Origin of the sequence: Vulcaniibacterium thermophilum, from assembly GCF_007923255.1 — a bacterium.
In the GTDB taxonomy this organism is placed as follows: domain Bacteria; phylum Pseudomonadota; class Gammaproteobacteria; order Xanthomonadales; family Xanthomonadaceae; genus Lysobacter_F; species Lysobacter_F thermophilum.
In genome coordinates, this window is sequence record NZ_VOHJ01000021.1 from 44,283 (window position 1) to 51,163 (window position 6,881).

Annotated in this window: 6 protein-coding genes; 4 read left to right on the forward strand and 2 right to left on the reverse strand. The window is 70.2% G+C overall.

The features are described 5' to 3' along the window. The first annotated feature begins 64 nt into the window (after positions 1-64). The 3 genes from FQY64_RS09750 (at position 65) to FQY64_RS09760 (ending at position 2,492) form a co-directional block, all read left to right on the forward strand. Positions 65-859 (forward strand): exodeoxyribonuclease III, encoded by a 795-nt coding sequence (locus FQY64_RS09750; RefSeq protein ID WP_146474075.1) that lies wholly within the window; start codon positions 65-67, stop codon positions 857-859. Beyond that, on the forward strand, positions 849-2,168 hold the full coding sequence (locus FQY64_RS09755; RefSeq protein ID WP_146474076.1) for an AmpG family muropeptide MFS transporter: 1,320 nt from the start codon (positions 849-851) through the stop codon (positions 2,166-2,168). The genes FQY64_RS09750 and FQY64_RS09755 overlap by 11 nt, the downstream gene beginning before the upstream one ends. A 63-nt stretch (positions 2,169-2,231) precedes the next feature. Beyond that, a complete protein-coding gene (locus tag FQY64_RS09760; protein ID WP_146474077.1) occupies positions 2,232-2,492 on the forward strand; it encodes a hypothetical protein in 261 nt (86 codons plus the stop codon). Positions 2,493-2,495: 3 nt separating this feature from the next. On the opposite strand, the gene FQY64_RS09765 is transcribed toward FQY64_RS09760, so the two are convergent. After that, positions 2,496-3,620, reverse strand: a complete 1,125-nt coding sequence (locus tag FQY64_RS09765) for an anhydro-N-acetylmuramic acid kinase (RefSeq protein ID WP_146474078.1) — start codon at positions 3,618-3,620, stop codon at positions 2,496-2,498. Beyond that, complete coding sequence (locus FQY64_RS09770; RefSeq protein ID WP_146474079.1) at positions 3,620-5,041, reverse strand: M23 family metallopeptidase; 1,422 nt, start codon at positions 5,039-5,041, stop codon at positions 3,620-3,622. The genes FQY64_RS09765 and FQY64_RS09770 overlap by 1 nt, the downstream gene beginning before the upstream one ends. A 196-nt stretch (positions 5,042-5,237) precedes the next feature. Between FQY64_RS09770 and tyrS the strand changes: the two genes are divergently transcribed. Beyond that, a complete protein-coding gene (gene tyrS / locus FQY64_RS09775; RefSeq protein WP_146474080.1) occupies positions 5,238-6,449 on the forward strand; it encodes a tyrosine--tRNA ligase in 1,212 nt (403 codons plus the stop codon). The last annotated feature ends 432 nt before the right edge of the window (positions 6,450-6,881 follow it).

Sequence of the window (6,881 nt, forward strand, 5' to 3'; positions counted from 1 at the left end):
TCGCGCCGCACGCGCGCCGTCCCATCGGCTAGGCTCGCCGACGATTCCCGATTCCCGATTCCCCATGCGCATCGTCTCCTTCAACGCCAACGGCCTGCGCTCGGCCGCCAGCAAGGGCTTCTTCGACTGGTTCGCGCAGGCCGACGCCGACGTGCTGTGCGTGCAGGAGACCAAGGCCCAGGAGCACCAGCTCGCCGCCGCGGTGCCCGCGGGCTACCGCGCCTGGTTCCGCGATGCGGTCACGAAGAAGGGCTACAGCGGCGTGGCGATCTACAGCCGGCGCGAGCCCGACGAGGTGCGCACCGCGATGGGGTGGGCGCCGTTCGACGACGAGGGCCGCTACATCGAGGCGCGCTTCGGCGAGCTGAGCGTGGTGTCGTTCTACATCCCGTCCGGTTCCTCGGGCGAGGTCCGCCAGCGCTTCAAGTTCGAGGTGATGGACTGGCTCAAGCCGATCCTGCACGAATGGCTGCACAGCGGCCGCCAGTACGTGCTGTGCGGCGACTGGAACATCGTCCGCTCGCGGTTGGACATCCGGAACTGGACCTCGAACCAGAAGAACTCCGGCTGCCTGCCCGAGGAGCGCGCCTGGCTCAATGCGCTGATCGCCGACGACTGCGGCGACGGCACCCCGCGCCCGCAGCACGGCTGGCTGGACAGCTTCCGCGTGCTGAAGCCGGACGCGGTCGAATACACCTGGTGGTCGCAGCGCGGCGCCGCGCGCGCCAACAACGTCGGCTGGCGCATCGACTACCAGATCGTCACGCCCAACCTGCGCGAGGCGGTGCGCGCCTGCGCCGTCCATCCCGAGCCGCGCTTCTCCGACCACGCACCCTATGTCGTCGACTATGCCCTCTGATTCCCAAGCCGCCGCGCGACCGCGGGGCCTGCTGGCCGGCGTGCGGCCGTATTTGCAGCGCGAACCGATCGCGGCGCTGCTGCTCGGCATCTCCTCCGGTTTTCCGTACGCGATGATCGGCGCCACCCTGACCACGCGGCTGGCGCAGGACGGCATCGACAAGAAGAGCGTCACCGCGTTCTCGCTCGCGTTCCTGGTCTACAACCTGAAGTTCCTGTGGGCGCCGCTGGTGGACGCCACCCGGCTGCCGCTGCTCGGCCGGCTCGGCCAGCGCGTGTCGTGGCTGCTGCTGACCGGCGCGCTGGTGATGGCGGCGGTGCTCTGGCTCGGTGCGCTCGACCCGAAGGCCGACCTGATGCGGGTGGCGATCGCCGCGGTCAGCGTCGGCATCGCCGGCGCGACCTTCGACATCGTGATCGATGCCTACCGCATCGAACTGCTGAAGCCCGAACAGCTCGGCGTCGGCTCGGGCATGTCGCAGTACGGCTGGCGCATCGGCTCGGTCGCCGCCGCCTCGCTTGCGCTGTATCTGGCCGCGCATGGCGGCTGGAGCCTCGCCTACGCGGCGTGCGCGGCGTTCGCGCTGCCGGCGATGGCGGCGGGGCTGATCTTCGGCGAGCCCGCGCGCCACACCGTGGTCGCGCCGCGCCGCGGCCTGCTGCAGGCGTGGGATGCGGTCGCCGGCCCGCTGCTCGAATTCCTGCGCCGGCGCGGCGCGCTGCTGGTGCTGCTGTTCGTGCTGCTGCACAAGATCGGCGACACGCTCGCCAACCTGACCGTGCGTCTGCTGCTCAACGACCTCGGCTTCAGCAACGAGGAGATCGCCACCTGGGACGTCGGCGTCGGCTTCTTCGCCTACCTGATCGGCATCTTCGTCGGCGGCGCGCTGTACGCGCAGCTCGGCATGAAGCGCTCGGTGCTGGTGTCGCTGGTGCTGATGGCGGTCTCCAACCTCAGCTTCGCGTGGCTGGCGCACACCGGTCATTCCAACACGCTGCTCGCCTTCACCATCGGCTTCGAGAACTTCGCCAGCGGCATCGGCGGGGTGGTGGTGGTGGCGTACCTGTCGGCGCTGTGCAACCTCGCCTACACCGCAACCCAGTTCGCGCTGCTGTCGGCGGCGGCGAGCGTGGTCGGACGGCTGGTCACCGGCACCACCGCCGGCGCGCTGATCGAGTCCCTCGGCTACGTGAACTTCTACCTGCTCACCACCGTGGTCGCGCTGCCGGGCGTGTTCCTGTACCTGTTCATGTTGCGCGCGGGACTGGTCGAACGCTCGCTGGGCGATGCCGGGCGCACGTCGGCATGATGGGGTGTCACGACCGCACGCACGCACAGGCGTTACCCTAGCAGGCGCCGGGAGGTCCGCCCCATGAACGACATCGTCCTGCCCGCTCTCGATCCGGTGCTCTCCGAACGCATCGCGCGCTTCGCGCAGGCGCGCAAGTGGACCCTGCAGCAGACGCTGCTGCACCTGATCGAACAGGGGCTCTACGCCTGCGAGGCGGAGCAGAAGAAGCGCTTCACCGACATCGATGCGCTCGCCCTGCAGGAGGCGATCGCCGCCCTGGAGAACATTCCCGACGATCCCGGCTTCTCGCTGATCGGCCGAATGCCGAAGTCGCCGGCCTGACGCTCAGGCCGGGTGGACCACGCCGAGCACGCGCGGCCCGGCGGCGCCTGTCACCGAAGCCAGGTTGCCGGGTCGGCCGAGCAGGCACTGCCGGGCCAGCCAGGCGAACGCCATCGCCTCGACGAAATCCGGATCCAGCCCGTACGGCGCGCTGCTGTCGAGCGCGATGCCGTCCAGATGCGCGGCCAACCGCCGCATCAGTTGCGGATTGCGCACGCCGCCACCGCAGGCGATCACCCGCCGCGTCTGCGGCTGCGTGCGCCGCAGCGCATCGGCGACGCTCACCGCGGTCAGTTCCAGCAGGGTCGCCTGCACGTCCTGCGGGCGCTCGTCGCCACGCAGGCGCGCTTCCAGCCAGTCGAGGTGGAAGTGTTCGCGGCCGGTGCTCTTGGGCGGCGCCTTGGCGAACCAGGGGTCGTCGAGCAGGCGCACCAACAGCGCGGCGTCCACCAGTCCCTCGGCGGCGAACGCGCCGTCCTTGTCGTACGGATGGCCGAGGTGGCGCACGCACCAGGCGTCCAGCAGCGCATTGGCCGGGCCGGTGTCGAACCCGCGCACTTCGCCGTGCGCCGGCAGCAGGGTGAAGTTGGCGATGCCGCCCAGGTTCAGCACCGCCCGATCCTCGCCGGCATCGTGCAGCAGCGCGGCGTGGAAGGCCGGCACCAGCGGCGCGCCGTGGCCGCCCGCGGCGACGTCGCGGCGGCGGAAATCGGCCACCGTGGCGATGCCGGTGCGCTCGGCGATCACGTGCGCGTCGCCCAGTTGCCAGGTGAACGGATGACGGCCGTCGTGCGCGGCGCCGTGCGGCCGGTGCCGGATGGTCTGCCCGTGCGAACCGATCGCGCGCACCGCCTCGCGGGCGACGCCGGCCTGCGCGAGCAACCGCAGCGCCGCCTGCGCGAACGCTTCGCCGATCGCCACGTCGAGCGTGCCGATCTCGTCCAGCGAATCCACGTGCCCGCCCTGGCCCAGCGCGAGCAACTGCGCCCGCGTCGCCGCGTCCCACGGGAACGTCCGCCCGGCCAGCAACCGGCAGGCGCCGTCGGCGGCGAATGCGACCAGCGCGGCGTCGATCCCGTCCGCGCTGGTGCCCGACATCAGCCCGAGATACAGGCCCTCGGCCGCCATCAGGCCTTGCCGCGGCGCGGCTTGCGCGGCGGCGGCTGGGTGCCGGCGTAGATGATGTTCTCGACCTGCTGGATGCGCGCCAGCGCCGGCGCGGTCTGCAGGCGGAACGCGGCCAGTTCGGCGCCGCGCAGCGGCTCCGGCGGCGGCATGGTCACCGACAGCGGATTGCGGTGCACGCCGTTGATCTGGAATTCGTAATGCAGGTGCGGACCGGTCGCCAGGCCCGAGCTGCCGACGTAGCCGATCACCGTGCCCTGCGCGACGCGCTGCCCGGCCTTGACGTTGCCGAAGCGCGACATGTGCCCGTACAGCGTGGTGTAGCCGCGGCCGTGATCGAGGATCACCGTGCGGCCGTAGCCGCCCTTCCAGCCGACGAACTTCACCCGCGCATCGCCCGCGGCCATGATCGGCGTGCCGGTCGCCGCACCGTAATCGACGCCCTTGTGCATGCGCAGCACGCCGAGCACCGGATGGCGGCGCGAGCCGAAGCCCGAGGTCAGCCGCGCGTACGGGATCGGCATGCGGATGAAGCTCTTCTTCAGCGGCCGGCCGTCGGCGGTGAAGTACTCGGCCTTGCCGTTGCGCTCGTAGCGGAACGCCGTGTACATGCGCTCGCCGGTGGTGAACGTCGCCGCCAGGATCGGCCCGCTGCCGATCTTCTCGCCTTCGCGCCACTTCTCGTCGACCACCACGCTGAAGCGGTCGCCGCGCTGCAGATCCTTGTCGAAGTCGATGTCGTACTTGAAGATCTCGTCGGTGAGCGCCTGGATCATCGACGGGCTCAGGCCGGCCTTGCGCGCCGAGGCGTACAGCGAGCCCGACCCGATCTCGCCGCTCAGCACCACCTTGCGCATCTCGACCGGCCGCTCGATCACCTTCTCGACGATGCGCTCGCCCTGCAGGCTGAGCTCGACCCGGTGCGACTCGTCGCGGTCGAAACGGATCGCGCGCAGGCCGCCGTCCACCGGCAGGTCGAACGCGATCTCGGTGCCCGGCTTCAGCCGCGTCAGCGCCGGCCGCGTGCCGGGATGGTCGAGGATCGCCTGCAGCGTGGCGGCGGGAATGTCCAGCTCCTCGAAGATGGACGCCAGCGTCTGCCCGCGCTCGACGTACACGACCTGCCAACTGTCGCCGGGCAGCCCCTGCTGGCGCGCCAGCGGCAGCGGCGGCAGCGTCAGCGCCATCGACTGCCGCTGCACGCTGACCGGCTGTGCGATCTGCGCGTCGAAGCCGGGCACGATCGCGGCGACCAGCATGCCGACGGTGGCCACCAGGCTCGCCTGCATCCACTGGCGGCGCGTCCAGCGGCCGTTGAAGCCGTCACTCAGATGGCGCGCCACCGGACGGTGGAGCGCGGCTTCGCGCAATGCGGCTAGGCGCTGGCGCCGGTTTTCCCCGGAACCGGATGCATCCTTCGACATGGGCCGCCCCCAAAGCGGTGTGATGACGGTGTGGCGGGGCTACCATAGACACGCGAACTTGCTGCGTCAAACCCTTGACCTGAATAGGGTTTTCGCGCCGTCCGCGCTTTACGCGCATTTAACTTTGTAAGCTTGCGCGTCCCGATCCCCTGTCTGCCTGGCCGTCGCGGTCCGCGCGCGGCCGCTGGAGCGTTCCGTGTCCCTGCAAGAAGCCCTCGATCTGATCGGCCGCGGCGCCGACGAAGTCCTCAAGCGCGACGAACTCGAAGCGCGCCTCAAGCTCGGCCGTCCGCTGCGGATCAAGGCCGGCTTCGACCCCACCGCGCCGGACCTGCACCTGGGCCACACCGTGCTGCTCAACAAGATGCGGCAGTTCCAGGACCTCGGCCATCGGGTGATCTTCCTGATCGGCGACTTCACCGGGATGATCGGCGATCCCACCGGCAAGAACGTCACCCGCAAGCCGCTCACCCGCGAGGAGGTCGAGGCCAACGCCCGCACCTACGCGGCGCAGGTGTTCAAGGTGCTCGACCGCGAACGCACCGAAGTGCGCTTCAACTCCGAGTGGTTCGGGCGGATGTCGGCGGCCGACATGATCCGCCTCGCCGCCCAGCACACCGTCGCCCGCATGCTCGAGCGCGACGACTTCGCCAGGCGTTACGCCGCGCAGCAGTCGATCGCCATCCACGAGTTCCTCTATCCGCTGGTGCAGGGCTACGACTCGGTCGCGCTGCAGGCCGATGTCGAGCTCGGCGGCACCGACCAGAAGTTCAACTTGCTGATGGGCCGCGGCCTGCAGGAGCACTTCGGCCAGCCGCCGCAGATCGTGCTGACCATGCCGCTGCTGGAAGGCCTGGACGGGGTGCAGAAGATGAGCAAGTCGCTCGGCAACTACATCGGCATCGACGAGCCGGCGATCGACATCGTCACCAAGACGATGAAGATCGGCGACGCCCTGATGTGGCGCTGGATCGAACTGCTCAGCTTCGAGATCGGCCCGGCCGAGGCGCGCGCGCTGCGCGCCGACGTCGACGCCGGCCGGCTCAACCCGCGCGACGTGAAGCTGCGCCTGGCGCGCGAACTCGCCGCGCGCTTCCACGGCGCCGCCGCGGCCGAGCAGGCGATCGCCGGCTGGAACGCCGCCGTGCGCGGCGAGGGCGATACCGCACTGCTGCCGCTGCAGGACGTGCCGGTGCCCGCCGAGGGCCTGCGGATCGCCGCGCTGCTCACCGCCGCCGGCCTCACCCCCAGCAACTCCGAGGCCATGCGCAAGCTCCGGGAGCGCGCGGTGCGCGTCGACGGCCACGTCGTGGAGGACGCCGCGCGCGTGTTCGTGCCGGGCTTCGAGGGCGTGCTCGCCGTCGGCAAGCGCAACTTCGCGCGCGTGCGCCTGGTCGCCGCGAACTGAGCGCGCGCCCTCTTTTCAAACGCCGCGGCGATGCGCACAATGCGCGCCCCTCGCTCGAGGGCCGCACGCGAAGCGCAGCGATCGCAACGCATCACGAAGGCAAACGGAAGGGCTTTTCAAACCCGCTTCCGGTGTGCAGAATGCGCGGCCCTCGACGGCACCGGCGCCAGTGGCGCGGTGACGCAGAGGCCCTCCCGGATGCGCGGCGACCAGCCGAACGAAAGGGTGGAACGGCAGTGACGAGGTGTTGACGACCACGAAAACTGCTGTATGATGTGCGGCTCCCTCGGGCGGAATGCTCGGGGGGGGGGTTGAGGGGAAGGCGCTGAGGCCGACTCCGGTGATCTTTGACAGTGTGCGCAGGTGACTTGTGCGGGCGTCTGGCGGTGGCGTTGTCCATCAGCAGACGTTCGAACAGAACCAAGTCAATTT